General features: G+C 69.3%; 19 protein-coding genes. 12 read left to right on the forward strand and 7 right to left on the reverse strand.

Annotated features, from left to right (window positions below; translation table 11 throughout):
* Positions 1-111: 111 nt before the first annotated feature.
* Positions 112-1365 (forward strand): hypothetical protein, encoded by a 1254-nt coding sequence (locus tag LTT66_RS24465; protein ID WP_233060819.1) that lies wholly within the window; start codon positions 112-114, stop codon positions 1363-1365.
* 205 nt (positions 1366-1570) lie between these two features.
* On the forward strand, positions 1571-2041 hold the full coding sequence (gene nrdR, locus LTT66_RS24470) for a transcriptional regulator NrdR (RefSeq protein ID WP_181725428.1): 471 nt from the start codon (positions 1571-1573) through the stop codon (positions 2039-2041).
* A gap of 1 nt (position 2042) precedes the next feature.
* Here nrdR and hrpA read toward each other — a convergent pair whose 3' ends face one another.
* Positions 2043-6161, reverse strand: coding sequence for an ATP-dependent RNA helicase HrpA (gene hrpA / locus LTT66_RS24475; RefSeq protein WP_233060820.1), 4119 nt, complete (start codon positions 6159-6161; stop codon positions 2043-2045).
* Positions 6162-6291: 130 nt separating this feature from the next.
* Between hrpA and LTT66_RS24480 the strand changes: the two genes are divergently transcribed.
* The 4 genes from LTT66_RS24480 (at position 6292) to LTT66_RS24495 (ending at position 9964) form a co-directional block, all read left to right on the forward strand.
* Positions 6292-7524 (forward strand): aminotransferase family protein, encoded by a 1233-nt coding sequence (locus LTT66_RS24480; protein ID WP_233060821.1) that lies wholly within the window; start codon positions 6292-6294, stop codon positions 7522-7524.
* 293 nt (positions 7525-7817) lie between these two features.
* The gene (locus LTT66_RS24485) at positions 7818-8492 is read left to right on the forward strand and encodes a DUF5134 domain-containing protein (RefSeq protein ID WP_233060822.1); all 675 of its coding nucleotides are present in this window, start codon (positions 7818-7820) and stop codon (positions 8490-8492) included.
* Between the two features lie 64 nt (positions 8493-8556).
* On the forward strand, positions 8557-9240 hold the full coding sequence (gene sigK, locus LTT66_RS24490) for an ECF RNA polymerase sigma factor SigK (protein WP_233060823.1): 684 nt from the start codon (positions 8557-8559) through the stop codon (positions 9238-9240).
* Positions 9233-9964 (forward strand): anti-sigma factor, encoded by a 732-nt coding sequence (locus LTT66_RS24495; RefSeq protein WP_233060824.1) that lies wholly within the window; start codon positions 9233-9235, stop codon positions 9962-9964. Before sigK ends, LTT66_RS24495 begins: the two co-directional genes overlap by 8 nt.
* A 7-nt stretch (positions 9965-9971) precedes the next feature.
* On the opposite strand, the gene LTT66_RS24500 is transcribed toward LTT66_RS24495, so the two are convergent.
* From LTT66_RS24500 to LTT66_RS24510, 3 genes are all read right to left on the reverse strand, one after another.
* Complete coding sequence (locus LTT66_RS24500) at positions 9972-10646, reverse strand: PhzF family phenazine biosynthesis protein (RefSeq protein ID WP_233060825.1); 675 nt, start codon at positions 10644-10646, stop codon at positions 9972-9974.
* Between the two features lie 105 nt (positions 10647-10751).
* The gene (locus LTT66_RS24505) at positions 10752-11291 is read right to left on the reverse strand and encodes a carboxymuconolactone decarboxylase family protein (RefSeq protein WP_043694592.1); all 540 of its coding nucleotides are present in this window, start codon (positions 11289-11291) and stop codon (positions 10752-10754) included.
* A gap of 95 nt (positions 11292-11386) precedes the next feature.
* Complete coding sequence (locus LTT66_RS24510) at positions 11387-11974, reverse strand: peroxiredoxin (protein WP_043694830.1); 588 nt, start codon at positions 11972-11974, stop codon at positions 11387-11389.
* Positions 11975-12153: 179 nt separating this feature from the next.
* Between LTT66_RS24510 and LTT66_RS24515 the strand changes: the two genes are divergently transcribed.
* The 6 genes from LTT66_RS24515 (at position 12154) to LTT66_RS24540 (ending at position 16818) form a co-directional block, all read left to right on the forward strand.
* Positions 12154-13062 (forward strand): hydrogen peroxide-inducible genes activator, encoded by a 909-nt coding sequence (locus tag LTT66_RS24515; protein ID WP_233060826.1) that lies wholly within the window; start codon positions 12154-12156, stop codon positions 13060-13062.
* A gap of 51 nt (positions 13063-13113) precedes the next feature.
* Complete coding sequence (locus tag LTT66_RS24520) at positions 13114-13608, forward strand: gamma-glutamylcyclotransferase family protein (protein ID WP_233060827.1); 495 nt, start codon at positions 13114-13116, stop codon at positions 13606-13608.
* 61 nt (positions 13609-13669) lie between these two features.
* The gene (locus LTT66_RS24525) at positions 13670-14260 is read left to right on the forward strand and encodes a TetR/AcrR family transcriptional regulator (RefSeq protein ID WP_233060828.1); all 591 of its coding nucleotides are present in this window, start codon (positions 13670-13672) and stop codon (positions 14258-14260) included.
* 74 nt (positions 14261-14334) lie between these two features.
* Positions 14335-15069: an SDR family NAD(P)-dependent oxidoreductase gene (locus tag LTT66_RS24530; protein ID WP_233060829.1), complete on the forward strand. Its 735-nt coding sequence runs from the start codon at positions 14335-14337 to the stop codon at positions 15067-15069.
* Position 15070: 1 nt separating this feature from the next.
* The gene (locus LTT66_RS24535) at positions 15071-15277 is read left to right on the forward strand and encodes a tautomerase family protein (RefSeq protein WP_233060830.1); all 207 of its coding nucleotides are present in this window, start codon (positions 15071-15073) and stop codon (positions 15275-15277) included.
* Between the two features lie 161 nt (positions 15278-15438).
* On the forward strand, positions 15439-16818 hold the full coding sequence (locus LTT66_RS24540) for a cation:proton antiporter (RefSeq protein WP_233060831.1): 1380 nt from the start codon (positions 15439-15441) through the stop codon (positions 16816-16818).
* A 51-nt stretch (positions 16819-16869) separates the two neighbouring features.
* Here LTT66_RS24540 and speD read toward each other — a convergent pair whose 3' ends face one another.
* The 3 genes from speD to LTT66_RS24555 form a co-directional block, all read right to left on the reverse strand.
* Positions 16870-18072: an adenosylmethionine decarboxylase gene (gene speD / locus LTT66_RS24545; RefSeq protein WP_233060832.1), complete on the reverse strand. Its 1203-nt coding sequence runs from the start codon at positions 18070-18072 to the stop codon at positions 16870-16872.
* 8 nt (positions 18073-18080) lie between these two features.
* The gene (locus tag LTT66_RS24550) at positions 18081-19196 is read right to left on the reverse strand and encodes a type III PLP-dependent enzyme (RefSeq protein WP_233060833.1); all 1116 of its coding nucleotides are present in this window, start codon (positions 19194-19196) and stop codon (positions 18081-18083) included.
* A gap of 163 nt (positions 19197-19359) precedes the next feature.
* The gene (locus LTT66_RS24555; RefSeq protein WP_233060834.1) at positions 19360-21858 is read right to left on the reverse strand and encodes a DEAD/DEAH box helicase; all 2499 of its coding nucleotides are present in this window, start codon (positions 21856-21858) and stop codon (positions 19360-19362) included.
* Between the last annotated feature and the right edge of the window lie 47 nt (positions 21859-21905).

Here is a 21905-nt window from a genome sequence, read left to right on the forward strand (position 1 = left end):
GGCCACGACGGGCGGCCGAAAATGTTGATCGACAAACTAGAACGTGTTGCTACCGTGCTGAAAACGTGATCCGGGCAACACCGCCCGAACGATGTCGGGACCTTTCAGCACATGACACTCCTCACCGCAGGCCGCTCGGTTCGCGTCTTCACCCGCGCCGCCGCCCTCTCCTTCTGCCTGGTTTTCGGCATCGGCGCCTCGGCCACCGCCCACGCGGAACCGGCCTACGCCGCGTATCTCGATCTGCCCTCCGTCAACGGTGACGGTGCGGGGGCGGGCGGGCTCAATCCCCTGCTGCCGCTGGACGAAGCGGACCTCGCGGAGGCTTTGCGACAGGCGCGGGCCGACTCGGTGGCGCCGCGCCGGTACGCGACCTTGCTCCACCAGTACTGGCTGGTGATCGCCACCCGCCACGCCGACATCGACGTGGCGGCTTGGGATCCCGGGCGCGGGCCCCGTGCGAACGAACGCACCTTCAATCAGGTGTACGTCAACTATCTGCGGCTGGCCACCCAGCATCCGGAGTTCTACTGGGCCGGGCTGGCCGGGATCGCGGGCGGATCGTTCGCTTCCGGATTCTTCGACATGAGCGAGGTGGGTGTCGCCTTGGACGTACCGGGCATCCATCAGCTCGGCACCGCGGTCGCCGACCTCCTGCGCGCAACTCCGCCGGAATTGGTGGGTGCCCTGCCGGAGGACATCCGTCTGCTCGCCACCGAGGGTTCCCGCCTCACTGCCGCGGACGTCGCCTGGTACCAGACGCGCCTGATGATCATGCAGAAGCACATCTTCACCGATCTGGTACCGATGCACGAGGCCTACGTCGCGCTCGGTATGCGTGGAATCGAGGAGATGTACGAGGCGGGCGTGCTCGACGACGACATCCGCACCGCCTGGCGGTCGATCGCCGCGGGCACCCGGGACGGCTACGTCGACGCGCTGATCCGGATGACCGACCGGGAGCAGAACCACGTGGTCGCCGACCAGTGGGACGAGACATCAGCGGGCCGTGCGCCGATCGGCCGCGTGCTCACCTACGTCAGCACCGTCGCGGGCAAACCCGCTGTCCCCGGCGTCCGCGCGCCCGGTGTGTTCGCGCCGGTCGTGGTCAGTGCCGACGTAGGAGGCCGCAGCCTCGCGCTGCGCGTCCCACTACCCGGCTTCAACTGGGCCGATCGCGAGACGCGCTGGGCTTACATCACCGGTGACCTGGTACCCCGCCACATCGATCTGGAGACCGACCCCGTGCTGGCCGCCGCCGTCCTCGGCGAGGCGTTCTGGAGCAAGCTGGCCCGTGGCCGCCTCGCCGCCCGTCTGCCGGACATCCTCGCGGACCTGACCGCGCACTGGCAGATCGCCGGATGAGCAAGCCGGTCCGGTTGCCGGGGTGAGTGCGACGATCCGGGGACCCGGACGGGTATCCTCGAAGTGTTATGCAGGCATTCCGCGTGTCGCGCGAGGAATGTCTGGTGCCGGGGTATAGACCTCTGTACACGGGCTCGCCGGACCGATCGCCGCCATCGGCGCCCGGTCCGGACGCGAGCACGCGCATCGACGAAGGATTGCTCGGATGCATTGCCCGTTCTGCCGACACCCCGACTCCCGGGTGGTGGACTCGCGTGAGGCCGACGAAGGCGCGGCCATCCGCCGCCGCCGCGCGTGCCCGCAGTGTGGGCGGCGGTTCACCACGGTGGAGACCGCCATCCTGTCGGTGGTCAAGCGCAGCGGCGTCACCGAGCCGTTCAGTCGCGAGAAGGTCATCCGCGGCGTGCGCCGGGCCTGCCAAGGCCGGGAAGTCGACGACGACGCGCTGAACCTGCTCGCGCAGCAGGTGGAGGACGCGGTGCGCGCCAAGGGTTCTCCCGAGGTGCCCAGTCACGAGGTGGGGCTGGCCATCCTGGGCCCGCTGCGCGACCTGGACGAGGTGGCCTACCTGCGGTTCGCCTCGGTCTACCGGTCGTTCACCTCGGCCGAGGATTTCGAACGCGAGATCAGGGACATGCGCCGGGCGCGCGCCGAAGCGCTGTCGGCCGCGGACTGACTCAGCGCCGGACCGCGGCGATCGCCTTCTCGATTCGCTTGGCGGACACCGGGAACGGTGTGCCGAGCTTCTGCGCGAACAGGCTGACGCGCAATTCCTCGATCATCCACCAGATCTCGGTGACCGCGGGCGCGTGTCTGCGGTTCGCCGGTAGCGACTCCACGAAGCGGTCGTAAGCGGCGAGCACCCGATCGAGTTCGGCCATGCCCTGCCGATCGCGCACGGCCGAGCCGGGCAGCGCCTCCAGTCGCGCCACCGCCGCCTGGAGATAGCGGGGCAGTTCGCGCAGCCTGGCCGCGCCCGTTTCGGACACGAAGCCACGGAACACCAGGTTGTCGAGCTGATGGCGGACGTCATCGGCGATGTCGCGCTCGCTGGTTCGCGCGAGCGCGGCGGAAACCTGATGGGCGCCGGCGAGTACCGGCACGACCAGGCGTACGTAACGCGCGACGGCGGAGGCGAAGTCCGGACGGATCCGGGCGACGAGTGCGTCGAATGCCGCCGGATCACGCACCGGACCGCCCGCGGCGGCGAGCAACTCGTCGGCGGCGGCCGCACGGCAGTCGTCGAGCAGCGCCTCCAGCGAGCCGTACGGATTCTGGCTCAGGGCAAGGCGATCCGAGGGCGACAGGCCCGCGGTGGCGGAACGGGCCGACGCGGGCAGTGCGCGCAACAGCAGCGCTCTGGTGCCGAGGCGCATCGCGGCGGCCTGCTCCGCGGCGGAGCTGAGTACCCGGACCGCCACGCCGTCGCCCTCGGCGACGAGTGCGGGGTATCCGGTGACGGTCTGCCCGGCCACCTCGCGCCGCACCGTCGGCGCGATGGCGCCGAGCGATTCGGAGGTCCACACCGTGGCCGGCGGGCGTTCCGCCCCGGCGGCGGCCCGGGCGACCGCGGCGGAAACCTGCTCGGCGAGCTGAGTTTTCAGTGCGGCGAGGCTCTTCCCCCGTGCGAGCGTGGCGCCGTCCGCGCCGACGGCTGCGAAGGTCATGCGCAGGTGATCGGGCAGCGCGGAGAGGTCGAAGTCGGTGGGTGCGATCGACACCGAACCCAGCCGGGACAGCTCGCGTGCCAGTCCGGCGCGCAGCGGCTCCGCACGCGGGGTCAGCGCCGCCAGTGCCGCGGCCGCGAAGTCGGGCGCGGGAACGACGCTGCGGCGCAACGCCTTCGGCAAGGTCTTGATCAGCGCGGCGGCCAGCTCGTCGCGCATGCCGGGCACCAGCCAGTCGAAGCCGACGGCGCGCACGTGGGCGAGCTGTTCCACCGGAATGCGCACGGTGACGCCGTCCTCCTCGGTGCCGGGCTCGAACTGGTAGGAGAGCGGGAAACTGAGCTCGCCCTGGCGCCACGAGTCGGGGAAGGCCGCCGGGTCCAGCGCGGCCGCGCCTTCGTTGACCACGGTGGAGGTGGAGAAGTCCAGCAGCTCGGGCTCTTCGCGCCGCGCGGAACGCCACCAGCTGTCGAAGTGCCGCACCGAGACGATGTCGGCGGGCAGGCGCTTGTCGTAGAACTCGAACAGCACCTCGTCATCGACCAGGATGTCCCGGCGGCGGGCGCGGTGCTCCAGATCGGCGACGTCCTCGAGCAGGGCGCGATTGCGGTGGAAGAACTCGTGCCGGGTCTGCCACTCGCCCTGGACCAGGGCATGCCTGATGAACAACTCGCGCGACAATTCGGCATCGATCCGGCCGTAGTCCACGGCTCTTCCGGTGACCAGCGGGATCCCGTACAGGGTGACCCGTTCGTAGGCGCGCGCCGCACCTCGCTTGGCCGACCAGTGCGGTTCGGAGTAGGTGCGTTTGACGAGGTCACCGGCGAGTCGTTCGGCCCATTCGGGCTCGATCTTCGCGGCCATCCGGCCCCACAGCCGGGAGGTCTCGACCAGTTCGGCGGCCATCACCCACCGCGGCGGCTTCTTCGCCAGCGACGATCCGGGGAAGATCATGAACTTGGCGTTGCGGGCGCCGAGGAATTCGCGGGACTCCGCCTCCCTGACCCCGATGTGCGACAGCATGCCCGCCAGCAGCGCCTGGTGGATGGCGGTGGAATCCCAGGGCATCCCGTCGTCGTCCAGGGCTGCCGCCGCGGTGGCGGACCGGTCACGGTCGGCGCCGGATCGCCCGTCACCTCGGCGGCGCACCGGGCTGTTTCGGCGTGATCTGTCGCCGGACTTGCGATCCGGCGTTGCGTCGGCTGCGGCCGATCGCGCGCTGTCGGCCGGCTCGTCCACTCGGGTCGACCATCCGAGGCCTTTGGTGATCGTGCGCAGTTGCCCGTGCAGGTCCTGCCACTCCCGGATCCGCAGGTAGTGCAGGAACTCCTCCCGGCACAGCCGCCGGAATTGGTTGGACGACAACGACTTGCGCTGACCGCCGAGGTATGCCCATAGTCGCAGGTAGGCCAGGAAGTCGGAGCCATCGACCGTGAAGCGCGCATGTTTGGTGTCGGCTGCCTGCTGCTGCTCGGCGGGCCGCTCCCGGACGTCCTGGATCGACAGCGCCGCGACGATGACCAGCACGTCCGCCAGGCAGCCGTTGCGGTTGGCCTCCACCAGCATCCGCGCCATCCGGGGATCGACCGGCAGCTGGGCCATCTCCCGGCCGATCGGCGTCAGCGAGAGCGCGGCGTCGTGGTCGCCGCCGGTCCGGGCGGCGGAACCGCCGTCGCGCCGCGCGAGGGCGCCCAGCTCTTCGAGCAGGGCGACGCCGTCGCGGATGGCGCGGCGATCCGGCGCCTCCACGAACGGGAAGTTCTCGATGTCACCGAGCCCGAGCGCGGTCATCTGCAGGATGACCGCGGCGAGGTTGGTGCGCAGGATCTCGGGTTCGGTGAAGGTGGGCCGGGACTCGAAATCGTCCTCGGAGTACAGCCGGATGCAGATGCCGTCGGCGACGCGACCGCACCGGCCGGATCGCTGCCGCGCCGATGCCTGCGACACCGGTTCGATCGGCAACCGCTGCACCTTGGTTCGCATCGAATAGCGCGAGATCCGCGCTGTGCCCGGGTCGACGACGTACCGGATGCCGGGCACCGTGAGCGAGGTCTCCGCGACGTTCGTCGCCAGCACCACCCGGCGCCCGGTGTGCGGGGCGAAGACGCGGTGCTGCTCGGCGGTGGACAGCCGGGCATACAGCGGAAGGATCTCGGTGCGCGGCAGCTTCAGATCGCGCAGGGCCTCGGCGGTGTCGCGGATCTCGCGTTCGCCGGACAGGAACACCAGCACGTCGCCGTCGCCCGCGTCGAACAGCTCGGTCACGGCGTCACCGATCGCGTCCACCGGATCACGGTCGACGACGCGAGTGTCCTCGTCGTCCTCGTCTTCGGCGGCGCCCGGCAGCTCCAGCGGCCGGTAGCGGATCTCCACCGGGTACGAGCGGCCGGAGACTTCGACGATCGGTGCGGGGTTGCCCGCCTCGTCCGCGAAGTGCCGGGCGAACAGCTCGGGATCGATGGTCGCCGAGGTGATGATCACCTTGAGGTCGGGCCTGCGGGGGAGCAGCTGCTTCAGGTAGCCGAGCAGGAAGTCGATGTTGAGGCTGCGTTCGTGCGCCTCGTCGATGATGATCGTGTCGTAGCGGCGCAGCAGCCGGTCGCGCTGGATCTCGGCGAGCAGGATGCCGTCGGTCATCAGCTTGACCAGCGTGTGCTCGGAGGCCTGGTCGGTGAACCGCACCGTGTAGCCGACGACGTCGCCGAGTTCGGTGCCCAGCTCTTCGGCGATGCGCTCGGCCACGGTGCGCGCGGCCAGCCTGCGCGGCTGGGTGTGCCCGATGGTGCCGCGGATACCGCGGCCGATTTCCAGACAGATCTTCGGAATCTGGGTGGTCTTCCCCGAGCCGGTCTCGCCGGCGACGATCACCACCTGATGCTCGGCGATGGCCGCGGCGATGTCCGCGCGGCGGGCGGTGACCGGTAGCTGCTCCGGGTAGCGGATCTCCGGCACGGCGCCGCGCCGCGCCTCCACCCGCACCTCGGCCGCCGCGATCTCGGCTTCCACGCCGCTCAGGTCGCCGCCGCGCGCTTTCTCGAGCTTGCGCCGCAACCGGTGTTCGTCGCGAAGGGAGAGATTCGCCAGACGGGTGCGAAGTTCACGGGAGTCGGTGGCGGCTGTCCTGGTCATTGCATCGACCAGCCTAGCGAAAGCCGCCAGCGGATTTTTCGCGCCGGGCGCCAGGGCCGGTAGCGGGGTGGAAGCTGACCGTGCTGCGCTGCGGGAGCGGCGCGGATCGGTATCCGGTAAAGGTGGAGGTATGAATGCGCTATGGCACGGCTTCGCCGACATGGGCGCCGTCGAGCGCGACGGCGCGTTCGTGGTCGCTCGCGGCGACGGCGCCTACGTTTTCGACCGGGCGGGCAATCGCTACTTGGACGCCACCGCGGGTCTGTGGTTCGCCAATGTGGGCCACGGCCGCGGGGAGATCGCCGACGCGGTGGCCGCCCAGTTGCGCAGGATCGCGCACTACTCCAATTTCGGCGACATCACCGAACCCGCCACCCAGGAGCTCGCCGAGCGGCTCGCCGGCCTCGCTCCGGTGCCGGGCAGCAAGATCTTCTTCACCTCGGGTGGCTCCGACTCCGTCGACACCGCGGCCAAGCTCGCCCGCCGCTACTGGCACGAACTCGGCCGGCCGGGCAAAACGATCGTGGTGGGGCGGCGGATGGCCTATCACGGCATGCACGTGGCGGGCACGGCGTTGGCGGGCATACCCGGGAACCGCGAGGGTTACGGAGAGCTGATGCCCGCGGCGCGGACCGTCGAGTGGGACGACGCGAAGGCCCTGCTCGCTCTGATCGAGGAGGTCGGCGCCGAGCGGATCGCGGCGTTCTTCTGCGAACCCGTGATCGGCGCGGGCGGTGTGTATCCACCGCCGGAGGGCTACCTCGCCGAGGTGCGGCGCATCTGCCGCGACCACGACATCCTGTTCGTCGCCGACGAGGTCGTGACCGGCTTCGGCCGGATCGGCGGCGCCTGGTTCGCGTCGTCCCGTTTCGCGCTCGAACCCGACCTGATGACCACCGCGAAGGGACTGACCTCCGGCTACCTCCCGATGGGCGCGGTCTTCGCCGCACCGCACGTGGCGGAGCCGTTCTTCGCGGGCGGGGTGTGGTGGCGGCACGGCTACACCTATGGCGGCCACGCGGGCGCCGCGGCCGCCGCACTGGCGAACCTGGACATCGTCGAGCGGGAAGGCCTGCTCGATGCGGCCCTGCGCCTGGAGTCCAGCCTGCACGATCAGCTGTCGGTGCTCGCCACGCATCCCAGGGTCGCCGAGGTGCGCAGCGGGCTCGGTGCCGTCGCCGCGGTCCAGCTGGCCGATCCCGCCGAAGGGCCCGCACTGGTCAAGGCGCTGCGCGCGCACGGCATCTCCGGTCGCGCCGCGGGCCAAGGCGCCATGCAGGTCTCCCCGGCGTTCGTCATGACCGACGAACAGGTCGCCGAACTCGTCGACGGATTCACCCGCGCACTGAACGATGTGCGCTGAGCAGTGCCGAGGCGAGGCGAATCGCATCCGAAGAGCAAAGCTGCACTCGCACTGGCGAAGTCACGAGTCCGGCTCGGCCCGATCCGATCAGGATGCCGCGATGATTCGGTGGCCGGGACGAACAGCCAGGTGACCGAGGCGCCCGTCGCTCGCCAACGCTCGACGAGCGCTGGGCGATCGCTGTAGCCGGTTCGATCGACGATGTAGCGCAAGAGAAAAGGGCACCCTGACCGCTCCGGGATGCGAGCATGGAAGGGCGACGACGTGGTCGGCGTGCCGAGAGGTGGTGGGGTGTGGCGCAGTTCGTACAGGACTACGCGGTAGTGCGGTGGATGGTGGTGGCCGCGTTCGTGATCGCGGCGGGGATCGTGCTGACGCGGGTGACGGCGCCGGTGGCGTCGCCGGCCGATTCGGTCCCGGAAACGTCCGGGCCACCGGAGGTTTCGGGCGAGCATGCCGAATCCGATGCGGCGCACCTGGTGATGTGCCTGGTCATGCTCGGCATGCTGGTGTTTCCCTCAGCAGCGAGCCCGCACGCGCTGCGCGGCGTGCTCACGGCGATGGCCGTGGTCTTCGCCGGACTGCTGATGATCCGCGCGGCGGAGTACGCCACGCAGGGGCGGCCACTGCCGATCGACCGGCTGGTCCCGCTCGGCTACCACATCGCGGCCGTCGCGGCGATGCTCTACGCGATGTCCGGTCATACGGCCTCCGGGCACGGGGGAGGTCCGGCTCCCGGCCCCGCGCTCGGTCTCGCCGCCCTGTTCGTCCTCGACGCACTCCTGGTCGTCTTCGCCGCCCGTACCGGCTGGGCACATGCGCAGCTGCCGCGTCCGCTGCGGCTGCTGGCGCGTTCCGGGGGATGCGTCGCCGCACTCACCGGTCCCGTGAAACCGTGGGCGGCGGTGCCGCACGTGGTGATGGATGCCGGTACCGCCTACATGCTGGTGGCCGTGATCGCTCGCTGACCGGGGACCAATCCGGTTCCCGCTGCATACCGAACCCCTGTTCATGCAGGCACGGGATTCGGCCATGAGCAACGAACACGGTTCTGCTTCATCCCATCGATCCGGCGACCCGGCACGGGTGCGGGAGGAACCCGGCGACTCCGCGCTCGCGTGCCCGCCCGCCCGCTACGACCGCTCGCAGGCCACCCTTGCCAGCCGCGAACTCGCGGCGTTGCTCGCCGCCGCGGGAGCGGGCGATCGCGGCGCGTTCACCGAGTTCTATCAGCTGACCAGTTCGCGGGTGTTCGGGTTGACGGTGCGGATCCTGCGCAGTCACGCCGCCGCGGAGGAGGTGACCCAGGAGGTCTACCTCCAGGTGTGGTCGATGGCCGATCGCTACGATGCCACGCTGGCCAGTCCGGTCGGCTGGATCATGATGCTCGCGCACCGGCGGGCGGTGGACCGGGTGCGCTCGGAGAGTTCGGCCACCAGCCGAGATCTGGTCTACGCGCACGAGCATCTGGGGCGAGACCACGACGTGGTCGCCGAATCGGTCGCCCAGCGCATCGAAGAGCAACAGGTGGCGGGCTGCTTGGAGGCCCTGACCCCCACCCAGCGCGAAGCGATCGCGCTGGCGTATTACAGCGGGCGGACCTACCGAGAGGTCGCCGACCATCTGTCGGTTCCGCTGCCCACGATCAAGACTCGCATCCGGGACGGGCTGAAACGATTGGAGAAGTGTTTGTCCGGGGAGCGCACCGATGGTTGACACCTCGCCGCGGTCGGACGCGGATCTCATCGACCTCGCCTACCCGTGCGCGCTGAACGCGGTCGCCGACATCGAACGCAGGCATATCGATGCCCGTCTGGCGGCCGCGGACCCCGACGTGCGGCGGGCCTTCTCGGACGCCGTCTGGCAGGCGCGTGACGTCATGGGGCGACTGGCCGTGCTCGATGAGCTCGCGCCGCCGCCGGAACTGGAACGCCGCATTCTGGCGGCGCTGCCGGACTTGCGCGAGCGACGATCGGTCACGCGGATCTCGTCGTGGCGACGGCCGCTGCGCTGGGCGGTGCCGATCGCGGCAGCCGCGTGCCTGGTGGTCGGCGGAAGCCTGGTGGCCGCCCAGTTCACCGGCTCGTCGTCGGACCCGGTCGCCGCCAGCGAGGTACCTGGGCAGCCTGGGGTACGGACGGTCAACGGGGCGTTCGACAGCGGCGGTCTGCTGGTCGTCGACGCTTCCCCCGAACTCGGCCGCGCGATCGTCGTGTTCGACGGGGTGGCGCCACCACCGGCGGGGCGGGTCTATCAGGTGTGGCTGGTCGGCTCCGAAGGGCAGCCCCGCTCGGTCGGGGTGCTGAGCGACGTGCCCTCGGCCGAGCGGCCGTTCGTGACCGGATTCCGGTCGGGTGAGGTGCTGGCGGTGAGCGTCGAACCGGACGGCGGCTCGGCGGCGCCCAGCGGCGATCCGGTCGTCGGTGTGACGCTGCCGTGAGCCCGGCCTAGACCTCCACCGGCTGATCGGCGACGACGCGGCCGCCGAGGCGCACCCAGCCGTCGGAGTCCCACTGGGTGAACAATTGCGAGCCCTTGCCCTGGGTGATGACCAGGCCTTTGCGCAGCAACGCCGTCAAGGCCACGGCAGCGGCTCCGGTCGCCTCGTCCTCCGAAATGCCCATGGTCGGCGCGAACATCCGCGAACGCAGGGCGGCGCGATGCTCGTCGGTCCAGGCCCACAGGTAGTGCGGGCCGCCGGGGAACTCGTCCGGGTGCACGGTGGCCAGCTCCTCGGCGTCCTCGAGCTGATGAAAGATGAACGTGGGCGCCCACTCGCCGCGCGCGGTGATCCAGGTCAATCCCTCGGTGAGTTCCACCGTCACCGGGCCCGCTGGGACATCCAGCACCCGCACCGGGACGCCCTGGGCCGCGAACCACCAGGCGGTGCCCACGGACGGGTGCCCGGCGAAGGGGAGTTCCACCGTGGGGGTGTAGATCCGCACCGCGACGGTGCCGTCCACCGGTTCCTCGACCACTACGGTCTCGCTGTAACCGGCTTTCGCCGCCAGCGCCTGCCGATCCACCGCGGCCACGTCGGCCGCCCGCGCGATACCGAGCTCGTTGCCGAACCGGCCCGCCGCGTCGGTGAACACTCGCACCACATCAACCTGTGTGCTCATGCTCCCCGAGCCTACCCGGGTACGCCGGCGCCGAGCTGTCGTCCGGACCACATGGGAACGCGAAAGAGGCCCCTGTCGCAGGACAGGGGCCTCTTCGCGGAGAAATCAGATCGCGGCGGTGCTGAGGGCCTCGGTCGACTGCACCGCTTGGCCGACACCGGCCACGATGGCGGCGGCGCGCAGCGATTCGAAGATCACTTCGCGGGACACGCCCGCCTCGCGCAGCGTGTGCTCGTGCGCCTCGAGGCAGTGCGCGCAGCCGTTGATCGAGGACACCGCGAACGACCAGAGTTCGAAATCGGCCTTGTCGACCCCCGGCGTGCCGATGATCTGCATGCGCAGCCCGGCCCGCAGGTCGTCGTAGCGGCCGTCGAGGAACGCCTTGCCCCGGTAGAACACGTTGTTCATGCCCATGATCGAGGCGGCGCCGAGCGCGGCGTTGTACGCCTCCGCCGACAGCACGTCGGCGGCCGCCTCGGCGATCTCGCGCAGCGTGGTGGTCGACCGGGTCGCGGCCGCCGACGCCAGCAGGGTGCCCCACAGTTGCTGCTCGTTCAGCACTGTGCTGCGCGCGATGGATGACAGATTGAGCTTGAGGTCCTTGGCGTACTCGGGGAGGGAGTTCTTCAGGTTCTCAATGCTCATGCGGCGATTCCTCTGCTCGATGCGGTCCCATGCGAGGACCGGGTCGTTTCTCGGTGGGGGTGACGCACCCGGAAACCCGGGTGCGACGGCGGTTTTCAGACGCTGGCGGCCAGAAGCTCGCCGGCGTCGATGGTGGGGTCGCCCTTCTTCCAGTTGCAGGCGCACAGCTCGTCGGACTGCAGCGCGTCCAGTACGCGCAGCACCTCGTCGACGTTGCGGCCCACCGAACCCGCGGTGACCGAGACGAACTGGATCTCGTTGTTCGGGTCGACGATGAACGTGGCGCGGTCGGCGACACCGTCGGCGTTCAGCACGCCGGTGGCCGCGGCCAGTTCGCGCTTGAGGTCCGAGAGCATGGGGAAGGGGAGGGTCTTGAGGTCCTCGTGCTGTGCGCGCCACTGGAAGTGCACGAACTCGTTGTCCACCGACGCGCCGAGCACCTGCGCGTCCCGGTCCTCGAACTCGTCGTTCAGCTTGCCGAACGCGGCGATCTCCGTCGGGCACACGAAGGTGAAGTCCTTGGGCCAGAAGAAGATGATCCGCCACTTGCCCGCGTGGTCGTCGCTGGTGATCCGGGTGAAGTAGTCGTCAGGCTGCTGAGCGTCGACCTTCGACAGATCACCGCCGATGACCGCGGTGAGGTTGTATGCCGGGAATTGGTCGCCGATGGTCAGCAGGGCCATGCTCGTCTCCTCGTCAAGTTGGTTTGCTACCTGTGTTCTGCGGTATTGCGGGCCCGTCGCGGTCGCGCGAAACCACCGCCTCGGACCGGGCACTCACACCGCGGGTGAAAAGCTCACCGGCGATCTTGCCCAAGGGTGCGTAAAAGGTAAAGGTGATCAGTCGCACTACACTGATAGGCGTGACTGATCAGACTTATCAGCCCACCCTGTCACAGCTGCGTGCGTTCGTGGCGATCGCGGAATACCGCCATTTCGGCACCGCGGCCGCCCGCCTCGGTGTGAGTCAGCCCACGCTATCGCAGGCGCTCGCGGCTCTGGAACACGGGCTCGGGCTGCAGCTGATCGAGCGGAGCACCCGGCGGGTGCTGGTGACCGCGGCGGGGATGCGCTTGCTGCCCAAGGCTATGGCGACGCTGGAAGCCGCCGACCGCTTCGTCGCGTCGGCCACCGGCGACGGACTCGGCGGCACATTGCGGATGGGCATCATCCCGACGGTTGCCCCCTATGTGCTGCCCGGGTTGCTGCCCGAACTGCGCAAGCGGCTGCCCGAGTTGCGCCCGCAGATCATCGAGGACCAGACCGCCCGATTGCTGGACGGGCTGCGCACCGGCGTGCTCGACGTCGCGCTGCTCGCGGTGCCCACCGAGATGCCCGGCCTGGTCGAGATCCCGCTCTACGCGGAGGAATTCGTGCTGGTCACGCCACGCGGTCACGAGCTGGCCGGGCGCACCGACCTCGTGGCGTCGGTGCTGGACGCCCAGCCGCTGCTGTTGCTGGACGAGGGGCACTGCCTGCGCGACCAGACGCTCGAGGCGTGCCGCTCGGCCGATGTGCACCCGGCCGCCGTCGGCGACACCAGAGCCGCCTCCCTCTCGACGGTGGTGCAGTGCGTGGCGGGCGGGCTCGGCGTCACGCTGATCCCGCAGATGGCAGTCGCTTCGGAAACCGCCCGGGGCACATTGGATGTCGCGCACTTCTCGGCCCCCGCTCCCGGACGCACCATCGGCTTGGTCTTCCGTACCTCCAGCGCACGCGCCGACGATTACGAATACCTCGCCGCCATCGTTCGTGCTCAGCGCCCGATGTAGCTGCGCCGGGCGGGGCGGGCACAGTAAGGGCAGGGTGAGAGGAGTGGGGAAGTGGAATCCGCGGCGCTGGGATCAGGGCGGCTGGGCCGCCTGTTCGGCTTGGACCATGCGCTGTTCGTCTACGGCACGCTGCAGTTTCCCGAGGTGCTGCAGACGCTGCTCGGGCGCGTCCCGCCGCTCGAACCGGCCGAGCTGACCGGTTGGCGTGCCGCCGCGCTGCCGCGGCGGATCTACCCGGGACTGGTCGCCGCGCCGCACGGGCTGGCCCGTGGCGCCGTGCTGAGCGGTCTCACCGCGCCGGAGTGGGCGGTTCTCGACGCGTTCGAGGACGACGAATACGACCTGCGCCGGGTGCGGGTCGAGGCAGGCGGCGTTCCGGTGTGGACCTACGTCTGGACGGTGACGGCGGATCCGGCGGACTGGCAACGGGATCGGTTCGCCGCCGAGCACCTCGCGCGTTTCGCCGCTCGCTCCGCGCGGTGGCGCCGGGATCCCGCGACCTTCTCGGATTCCGCCGGGCCTGGATGGGCGGGTCCGGAGATGTGAGGCGGAGCGGCTCGCGCGCTTCGAGTTGCCATTCCAAGACGACCGGTCGTATATTCGGCGTATGGCGCGACCCCGACGCAGTGAAGACACCCGGCGGCTGCTGGTCGAAGCGGGCGCCTCGGGGTTCCTGACCAACGGCTACCACGGCACCGGGATCAAACAGATTCTGGACCAGGTCGGTGTGCCGAAGGGCTCGTTCTACAACTACTTCGACAGCAAGGAGAGTTTCGGGCGCGCGATCATCGAGTATCACTCCCGGTGCGTGCAGCGGAATCTGACCGAAGCGTTCGGCGCCGCCGCGGACCCGGTGAGCGGCCTGCGGGCGTTCTTCGCGCGACTGATGGACGATTTCGTCGCGGCCGACTTCACCGGCGGCTGCCTGATCGCGAACCTGGGCGGCGAACTCGAAGGCAGTGAACTGCTGCGGGAATCGCTGTCGGCGGCATGGGGCGCGTGGCGCGATCGCGTGGCCGATCAGCTCGCGCACGGACAGCGCCTCGGCATGATCCGCTCCGACATCGAGGCGGAGGAACTGGCCGATCTGCTGCTCGAATCCTGGGAGGGCGCGGTGATCCGAATGAAGATCGATCGCACCCTCGCGCCGCTGCGCAAGTGCCTGGATCGCCTGCTCGGCGACTATTTCCTGCCCTGAGTCGAGGGCATCACCTGTCCGGCGTCTTCGTGTGGCAATCAGAAGACGACCGGTCGTATCAAGGAAGGAAAGATATGACGAAGACGGTCATCGTGACCGGTTCCTCCAGTGGGATCGGACGCGATATCGCGAGGGCGTTCGTGGAGCGCGGCGACAACGTCGTGCTCAATGGGCGGGACGCGGAGAAGCTGACGCGGGTGGCCGGCGAACTCGGCGCGCCGGAACGGGTGGCCGCGGTGGCGGGCGATATCGGCGCCGCCGCTACCGGGACGACCCTGGTGGATCTCGCCGTCGAGCGGTTCGGCGGCGTGGACGTGCTGGTCAACAACGCGGGCATCTTCGCAGCCAAACCGTTCGTCGAGGTCACCGAGCAGGACCTCGACGGCTACCTGAACGGAAACCTGAAAGGCACCTACTTCACCACCCAGGCCGTGGTGCGGCGATTGCTGACGCAGGGGCGGGGCGGCAGCATCGTGAACATCGGCACGGTGCTGATCGACCACGCTCTCGCGGGGCTGCCCGCCTCGGCGCCCCTGGTCAGCAAGGGCGGGGTGCACGCGCTGACGATCAGCCTCGCCGCCGAACTCGCCGCCGACGGTATCCGGGTCAACGCGGTGGCCCCCGGCATCATCCGCACCCCGCTGTTCGGCGACGGCGACGAAGAGTCCTCCGGCAGGCTCGCCCTGCTGAACCGGGTAGGGGAGGTCGACGAGACCACGGCCGCCGTGCTGTATCTCGCCGACGCCGCCTTCACGACCGGACATATCTTGCCCGTCGACGGCGGGTTCATCTCGGGAAGGGCAGCCTGAAATGCCATACGTGAACATCAAAGTCACCGACGAAGGCGTCACCCGCGAGCAGAAGGCGCGGCTGATCGCGGGCGTCACGGATCTGCTGTACGACGTGCTCGGCAAGGCGCCCGCCAGCACGTACGTCGTGATCGACGAGGTCGCCCTGTCGAATTGGGGCGTCGGCGGAGTCGACGTCGAGCGGTGGCGCGAGCAGCAGCGCTCCTGAATCGCGAGATACTTTCGCGGACAAGGCGGTTCGGGCGTCGGCGCGTCTCCGTCGGGGCGTCCGCCCGAACTCGTCACGAAAAAGTCACGCGAAAGCGGTTACGTTTCCACGCGCAGCCGAGATCCTGGTAGGACGGAACAGCTCGACGGAGGGGAGCTGCGGTGCCAACACTGCTCGAAATATCCACCCACTTATTCCTGCAGATCGTGGTCATTCTCGTGACCTATCGTCTGCTCTGGCCGCTGTTCCGGCGGCTCGGCCAGGTACAGGTGGTGGTCATCATGATCGCCGGCTTCCTGCTCGGGCCGTCGGTGTTCGGCTGGGCGTGGCCGCAGGCCCAGGAATGGTTGTTCCCCACGAAGCTGATGGTGGGCGGGACGAGCATCGTTCACCCGAACCTCACCGCCATCTACGTGGTGGGCCAGCTCGGCCTGGTGTTGTACATGTTCCTGGTCGGCAGCTCGTTCCAGCTCGACATCTTCGGCAAGCACGTGCGCCAGGCGGGGGCCACCTCGATGACCGGCGTAGCGGTGCCCATGGTGCTGGGCGGCGTGGTCGGCTGGTGGCTGGTCGGTCAGGGGAAGTTCTTCACCGGCGGAGTGGTGAACTGGCAAGGTGCGCTCTTCCTGGCCGCGGCGGTCGCGGTCACCGCATTCCCGATCCTGGCCTGGATCGTCTACGACTCCGGGCTCATGAACACCCGCCTCGGCACGATGGCGATGGCCGTCGCCGCCGTGGACGACCTGTGCGCGTGGGTGCTGCTCGCGGTGGTCGTCGCCACGGCGAAGGACAGCCCGGGCGGTGTCTACCTCGCGGTGGGCGGCGGAGCGGCCTACCTGCTGTTCATGTTCTTCGTCGCGCGCCGCTGGCTGGCTCGGCTGCAGATCCGGACGCCGCGCCGCGGTGACTCCGAAACCGCGGGCGGATTGCCGGTCGGGCACCTCACCGTGGTCCTGCTGGTGGTGCTGCTGGCCGCCGCCGTCACCGACTTCGTCGGAATCCACTCCGTGCTCGGCGCGTTCGTCGCGGGCATCGTGATGCCGCGCGGCGAGCTGCTGGACCGGATCCGTGCGCGTTTCGAGCCGCTGGTCGGATATCTGTTGCTGCCGGTCTTCTTCATCTACACCGGTCTGAACACCAAGCTGAGCCTGATCTTCGATCCGACGGTGCTGCTGGTGACCGCGGTGGTGCTCGTGGTGTCGTTCGTGGGCAAGTTCGGCGCCGTCGGACTGGTCGCCCGCACACAGGGCATGGGCTGGCGCGAGGCGGGCGCGATGGGGGCGCTGGCCAACGCGCGGGGACTGATGGAGCTGGTCCTGCTGAACGTCGGGCTCTCGGCAGGATTGATCACCCCGGAGCTGTACACCGTGCTGGCCATCATGACGACGGTCACCACCTTCGTCGCGACCCCGCTGCAGCGGATGTTCGAGCGCAGCGCCTGGAAGAACGGCATGGTGTTCGGGCCCGGCGGCGAGGAGCCGAAAGGAAGGACAGCGCCGGAACAGCCACAGCAGTCGTCCGGTGCGGCGCTGACCGGGTGACGAACGCCGAATGCGCCGGTCCCGTTGGGACCGGCGCATTCGGCGCGTCGTCTAGACCCGCAGGGCGTGCGGTTCGATCGCGCCGCGCACCAGCGCTCGCGCGTCGATGGTTTCGGGCTTGTAGGGCAGTCGCGACAGGCGATCGGTCATGGCCTCGACCGGGTCGTCGATCGAGTCCACCAGACCGAACAGGAACGACCACTCGTGCTCGTCGCTGCCGTAGTGCACCACGGTGCCGAACTGATCGTGGAAACGGTCCCAGGACCGCTTCAGCGTCTCGTTGCGCCACATCGTCGCGCAGCCGGCCTGCGCGCTCAGCACGCCGCCGGGCGCGAGCAGCGCGCGACATCGGGACAGGAACTCCGCCTCGTAGAGCCGGTTGTGCTGCGCGTCCTCGACGCGCTCGTCCGGCAGGTCGATCACGATGACGTCGTAGCGGGTGCCGGACTTCGCGGCCGTGGCCAGGAAGTCCCAGCCGTCGGCGTAGTGCACCGTGATCGGCCCCTCGCCCGCGACCGCGGCGGCCAGCTCGTCGCTGGTGTAGCCGTAGGGCAGGTGCCGGGCGCACAGCTCGACCTCGAGCTGGTCGATGTCGACGTGATCGACGTGGGTGGCGCCCGCGGCGACCGACATCTGACTGGCCACGCCCTCGCCGGAGCCGATGATCAGCACCTTGTCCAGCTTCTCGGCCAGCGCGAAGGCGGGAACCATCATCGCCTCGTGGTAGGTCAGCTGGGAGAACTCGGTGGACTGGCGGTCGTCGTCGGAGAACAGGCTGATGCCCTGCTCGGTTCGCGCGATGACCATGTGCTGGAACGGGGTGTGCGTGTCGACGATCACCTCGTGCAGGTCCCAGATGCGGGTCAGGCCCGCGCCCACCGGTTCCTCGATCCGCTGGCTACCGTGTCCCCTGCGGATGACCTGCATGCGAACATCCTTGGGCGACAACGCGTCCCGCAGCAGCTCGACCGCTGTCGACGCGCCGGCGCCGATGCTGCCGCAGGTGAAGACGTCGACGAAGATGTCGCCGGACTCCGGATAGGTGTGAATCGAGGCGTGGGACTCCGACAACAGCGCGAGGACGGTCACCCCCTGCGGTTCGAACTTCTTGTGTACGACATCGCAGATGGTGACGCCCGCCGCGATCAGAGACTCACGCAACGCCGATTCGAGTCGTTCGAGATCGTCGCAAAGGGCTGCGTCGACACCACCGAACTCGGCCAGCACATGCCAACCGGTGAATTCCGCCGTCATGGGCAAACTCACTCTCGCTCAGCGCCCGAGACATGAACGGTCAAGGGCGGAAAACCATTGAAGGACACCGACGAATAGCTCGCGGTATAGGCACCGGTGTCGAGGATTCGAACGCGATCACCGGCTCGCAACGTGGTCGGTAGGAGGACTCGCGTGCGTTGATACAGTACATCGTCGCCGTCGCAGGTCGGACCGGCCACCACCGCCTCGTCGACGGGGTCGCCGTCCCGGTCGGTGACGAACCGGTAGGCGATGTACTCGTTCTCGGTCTCGGCCATTCCGTTGTAGCGGCCGATGTCGAGATACACCCAGCGCCGGCCGTCCGGCGCGATGCGGACGCCGACGACCTCGGCGTGGATCGTGCCCGCCGAACCGACCAGTGCCCGGCCCGGTTCGACGACCAATCCGGTGTTCCCGGAAAGGAATTCGGCTGCCGCGTGCTTGACCACCGCGGCGATCTCGCCCAGTGTGGGCGCCGGGTCGGCATAGGAGATCGGCAGCCCGCCGCCGATGTTCACCGAGCTGACCGGAATATCCTTGTCCGCCAAGGCTTCCACGATGCGGCCCGCCTGTTCGATGCCGATCCGCCATGAGGTGGGGTCCAGTTGCTGGGAGCCGACGTGGAAGTACGGTCCGGCGACGACGAGCCCGAGATCCCTGGCCCGGACCAGTAACCGGAACGCCTCGCCCGGGGCGCAGCCGAACTTCGTGCCGAACGGGGTGCGCGACTCCGGCGCCGAGGCGAGGAACCGGCACTCCACCTCGGAGCCGGGTGCGTGCTCGGCGATGCGCAGCAGGTCGTCCTCGGTGTCGAAGGCGAACCGGCGCACCCCCAGGGCGTGGGCCCGGGCGATATGGGCGGCCTTCTTGATCGGGTTGCCGTAGCACAACCGGTCCGGCGCCACGCCCAGCCCGAGGCACAGATCGATCTCGCCGATGCTGGCGACGTCGAATTCCGCGCCCTCCTCGTCGAGCAGGCGCACGATCTCCGGCACCGGGCTCGCCTTCACGGCGAAACGGATCCTCGTCGCGGCGCCGCTGCCGGCGGACAGCGCGGCGTCGAGCGCGCGGTAATTCCGGCGGACACGCTCGGGATGGATGACAAGGTACGGCGATTCGGGCATAGTTGATCTTTCGCTTGGGCAGCGGGGGAGAGAGTATCAGCGGCCCGTACCCAGAAACGAATCCGTCCAAACCTGGGTTCGCCACGAGGTCGCGCGACCCTGTGCTTCCTGCGCGGCGGAGCTGCTGACCTGCGTTGATGCGGGACCGTCAGGCGGTGCGGGCTCAGCCAGCGGACACCGTGACGTCGTCGAAGACGACCTCGCCCGCGGCGTCGGACTCGGCGAGATCGACCACCCCGACGATCGACCAGCCGTGGTCGCCTGCCGGGTCGTCCAGCACCTGCCGCACCTGCCAGAATCCGGGTCTTCGTTCCACCTGGAACAGCTGCGGACCCCTGGCGTCGGGGCCCGTGCCGATCCGCTCGTACTCCGCGTAATAGTCCGCCAGCGCCGCCGCCCAGTCGGGGCCGGGGCCGAGCGCGGCGAGATCGTCCCAGCGCCGCAGCGCGGCCAGCTCGACCCGGCGGAACATCGCGTTGCGGACCATCACCCGGAAGGCGCGCTCGTTGGCGGAGATCGGGCGTACCGTCTCCGCGCCGAAGGCGACCTGGTCGGCGTCGGTCTCCGCGCCCGGGTTGGTCAGTTGCTCCCACTCGTCGAGCAGGCTCGAATCCACTTGGCGGACAAGCTCGCCGAGCCATTCGGTGATGTCGTCGAGGTCCTCGGTGCGCGCCGACTCGGGCACCGTGCGCCGAAGCGCGCGGTAGGCGTCGGCGAGGTAGCGCAGCACCACACCCTCGGACCGGGCCAGCTCGTAGAAGGAGATCAGCTCCGCGAAGGTCATGGCGCGCTCGATCATGTCGCGCACCACGGACTTGGGCGCGGGCGCGAACTCCGACACCCACGGGTGCCCGGCGCGATAGGTCTCGTAGGCCGGTTCGATCAGTTCGGCCAGCGGCTTGGGCCAGGTCACCTCTTCGAGCAGCTCCATCCGCTCGTCGTAGTCGATGCCGTCGGCCTTCATCTCCGCGATCGCCGCGCCGCGCGCCTTGTGCTGCTGGGCCATCAGCAGCTGGCGTGGGTCCTCCAACGTGGATTCGATGAGCGACACCACGTCGAGGGTATAACTCGGGGACGTTTTGTCCAGCAGGTCCAGCGCGGCCAGCGCGAACGGCGACAGCGGCTGGTCGAGGGCGAAGTCGCGCTGCAGGTCGACGGTCAGGCGGGCACGTCGGCCCTGCTCGTCCGGTTCCGGCAGCTGCTGCACCACCCCGGCGTCGCGCAGCGCGCGATAGAGCCGGATGGCGCGCAGGATGTGCCTGCGCTGGGCCGGGCGCGGCTCGTGGTTGTCCTCGAGCAGGTGACGCATGGCGGTGAAGCAGTTGCCCGGCCGGGCGATCACGTTCAGCAGCATGGCGTTGGTGACCGTGAAGCGCGACACCATCGGCTCCGGCTGCGCGGTGACCAAGCGGTCGAAGGTCTCCTCACTCCAGGAGACGAAGCCTTCCGGCGGTTTGCGCCGCTGCACCTTGCGCTGCTTCTTGGGATCGTCGCCCGCCTTGGCCAGCAAACGGGTGTTCTCCACCTCGTGTTCGGGTGCCTGTACGACGACGGTGCCCATGGTGTCGTAACCCGCCCGCCCGGCTCGGCCCGCGATCTGGTGGAACTCCCTGGCCTTGAGCCTGCGGGTGCGCACGCCGTCGAACTTGGTCAGGCCGGTGAGCAGCACCGTGCGGATGGGCACGTTGATGCCGACACCGAGGGTGTCGGTGCCGCACACCACCTTCAGCAGGCCGTCCTGGGCCAGGCGCTCCACCAGGCGCCGGTACTTCGGCAGCATGCCCGCGTGGTGCACCCCGATGCCGTGCCGGATCAGCCGGGACAGCGTCTTGCCGAATCCGGCGGCGAACCGGAACCCGCCGAGTGCCTCGGCGATCGCGTCCTTCTCCGTGCGCGTGGCGAAGTTCACGCTGGTCAGCGCCTGCGCGCGCTCGAGGGCGGCGGCCTGGGTGAAGTGCACGACGTAGACCGGAGCCTGGTGGGTGGTGACGAGTTCTTCGAGGGTCTCGGTGATCGGGGTGCGGGCGTAGGAGAAGGTCAGCGGCACCGGGCGCTCGGTGCCCGCGACAACCGCGGTGGAGCGGCCGGTCCGGCGCTTCAGGTCACGTGCGAAGAAGTCGACCTCGCCGAGCGTGGCCGACATGAGCAGGAACTGCGCGCGGGACAGTTCCAGCAACGGGACCTGCCATGCCCAGCCGCGATCGGGGTCGGCGTAGAAGTGGAACTCGTCCATCACGACCTGGCCCACGTCGGCGTCCGCGCCCTCGCGCAGTGCCAGATTGGCCAGGATCTCCGCGGTCGCGCAGATGATCGGCGCGTCCGGGTTCACCGCGGCGTCGCCGGTGACCATACCGACGCGCTCGGCCCCGAACACCTCGCACAGAGCGAAGAACTTCTCACTCACCAGCGCCTTGATCGGGGCGGTGTAGTAGGTGCGCAGCCCCTGGCTGAGGGCGAACAGATGAGCGCCGACGGCGACCAGCGACTTTCCGGAACCGGTCGGCGTGGCGAGGATGACGTTGGAACCGGATGCCAGCTCGAGCAGCGCCTCGTCCTGCGCCGGGTAGAGCGGGGTGCCCTGCTCGGCGGCCCACATCCCGAACGACTCGTACAGCGCGTCGGCGTCGGTTCCCGGGATGTCGAGCAGTTCGGTCAGATCCACTCCGACCACCCTACGGCCTCAGGCGCAGGGGCGATCGGGGACCCGAC

The sequence above is a fragment of the Nocardia gipuzkoensis genome (genome assembly GCF_021183645.1).
In the GTDB taxonomy this organism is placed as follows: domain Bacteria; phylum Actinomycetota; class Actinomycetes; order Mycobacteriales; family Mycobacteriaceae; genus Nocardia; species Nocardia abscessus.